At 61.0% G+C, this 2,124-nt stretch carries 2 protein-coding genes; one reads left to right on the top strand and one right to left on the bottom strand.

The window, feature by feature from the left end; translation table 11 throughout:
• Positions 1-59 precede the first annotated feature (59 nt).
• On the bottom strand, positions 60-1,100 hold the full coding sequence (locus HU811_RS26715) for a threonine aldolase family protein (RefSeq protein WP_186659091.1): 1,041 nt from the start codon (positions 1,098-1,100) through the stop codon (positions 60-62).
• 195 nt (positions 1,101-1,295) lie between these two features.
• On the opposite strand from HU811_RS26715, the gene HU811_RS26710 reads away from it, so the two are divergent.
• Positions 1,296-2,000: a TraX family protein gene (locus tag HU811_RS26710; RefSeq protein WP_092400754.1), complete on the top strand. Its 705-nt coding sequence runs from the start codon at positions 1,296-1,298 to the stop codon at positions 1,998-2,000.
• Positions 2,001-2,124 lie beyond the last annotated feature (124 nt).

Here is a 2,124-nt window from a genome sequence, read left to right as displayed (position 1 = left end):
GGGATAAATCCCCTCGCCACAAAAGCCTCCCAAAGCCATCCAGGCTTTGGGTCTCCGCCTTAAAGGCTCATCACTTCCCGAATATCCGCCGCCAATTCCCGCACTCGTGCTTCTTCGGTATCCCACGAGCACATGAACCGCGCGCCGCCCTTGCCGATGAAGGTGTAGAAGCGCCATCCCTTGTGGGTGAGCGCCGCGATGGCCGGTTCCGAGAGTTGCAGAAATACGCCGTTGGCCTGGACCGGGAACATCAGTTCCACGCCAGGAATGTCGCTCACCAGTTGCGCCAGCAATTGCGCGCAGTGGTTGGCGTGGCGGGCGTGTTTGAGCCAGGCGTCGTTTTGCAGCAGGCCGACCCAGGGCGCCGAGAGAAAGCGCATCTTCGAGGCCAGTTGCCCAGCCTGTTTGCAGCGATAGTCGAAGTCTTCTGCCAGGTCGTGGTTGAAGAACAGGATCGCTTCTCCCACCGCCATGCCGTTTTTTGTTCCGCCAAAGCACAGCACGTCCACGCCGGCTTTCCAGGTCAGGTCCGCTGGTGAGCAGCCGAGGAAGGCGCAGGCATTGGAGAAGCGAGCGCCGTCCATGTGCAGGTTAAGCCCCAGCTCCTTGCAGGTGACGCTGATGGCACGGATTTCTTCCGGGGTATAGACACTGCCGACTTCCGTGGCCTGGGTCAGGGTCACGACCCGTGGCTTGGGATAATGGATGTCCTGGCGCTTGAGGGCGATCTCGCGGATCGAGTCCGGGGTCAGCTTGCCGTTTTCAGTGCGCGCCACCAGCAGCTTGGAACCGTTGGAAAAGAACTCCGGGGCGCCACATTCGTCGGTTTCGACGTGGGCGGTTTCCGAGCAGATCACGCTGTGGTAACTCTGGCACAGTGAGGACAACGCCAGGGAGTTGGCCGCCGTGCCATTGAACGCGAAGAATACTTCGCAGTCGGTTTCGAACAAGGCCCGGAAATCATCCGCCGCGCGGTGGGTCCATTCGTCGTCACCGTAGGCGCGCTGGTGACCCTGGTTGGCTTCTTCCATGGCGGCCCAGGCTTCGGGGCAAATGCCGGAATAGTTGTCGCTGGCGAATTGTTGACTCTTGTCGGTCATGGCCTTGCTCCTGAAATAGAGAGTCCTGGGTAAGAGATCCCTGACAGAATTCCTGGATGGAGAATTCCGTGGTCCGGCGTGCTTTGAGTCCGGCACGCGGTGGTCGATAGTGGTGCGCACTTTACCCAAGAATCGCGGGGGAACACACTGGATGTTTCTGTCAGAAACTCACAAAACCCTAGGGCGGCTGTACCCATGAACCGACGTGACGGGGCCCTGGACCTGCTCAAGTGGTTGGCTCTGTTGGCGATGGTGCTCGATCATCTGCGATATGTCGGTTACTCCGCCGATTGGTTGTATGTGCCGGGGCGTCTGGCGTTTCCCTGGTTTTGCCTGGCGATGGCGGCGAACCTGGCGCGCAACGGGGCCAGCGCGAGCCCGTGGCGGTATCTGGGTTGGCTGTTGCTGTTCAGCTCAGTGAGCGAAATTCCTTACCGGTTGTTCATTCCTGTGCCCGCCACCTTGAACGTGCTGCCGACTCTGACCCTGGGCTTGCTGGTGGCGCGTAGCTGGCAAACCCATACGCTGGAGGCGCGTTTGCTGGCGGCGGGGGCGTTGCTGCTGGCGGCGCTGTTTTCGTCGCGGTTGATGTTCGGTTTTTTCGGCGTCCTGCTGCCGCTGGCGATGTTGCTGGTGTTTCGCCGACCTTGGTATTTCGCGTTGCTGCCGGGGCTGGTGTGCCTGGCGGCCAATCAATGGCGAATACTGTATGGCGCGGCGTGGCTGGGGGATTGGGTGGCGATCGGCGGGTTGCTGGCGTGTCTGTTTGCGCCATGGCTGGGGCTGATGCTTTTGCGACACGCTGGTCGTTTTCATCCTCCGCCGATGCGGCGTTGGGCGTATGGCCTTTATCCGGCGCATTTCCTGGTCTTGCTCGTGGTTCGCCAGATCGCCGCGTAACCCTGCGGCGAGGGAGCTTGCTCCCGCTGGGCTACGAAGTAGCCCCAAGGCCTGAGAATGCGATTTGTCAGGTGCACCGCGTTTGCCGGTTTTACGACTGCTGCGCAGCCGAGCGGGAGCAAGC

This window comes from Pseudomonas tehranensis (genome assembly GCF_014268615.1).
GTDB lineage: Bacteria > Pseudomonadota > Gammaproteobacteria > Pseudomonadales > Pseudomonadaceae > Aquipseudomonas > Aquipseudomonas tehranensis.
Note: the sequence above shows the minus strand (reverse complement) of the source record. Positions and strands in the feature narration are given on the sequence as shown.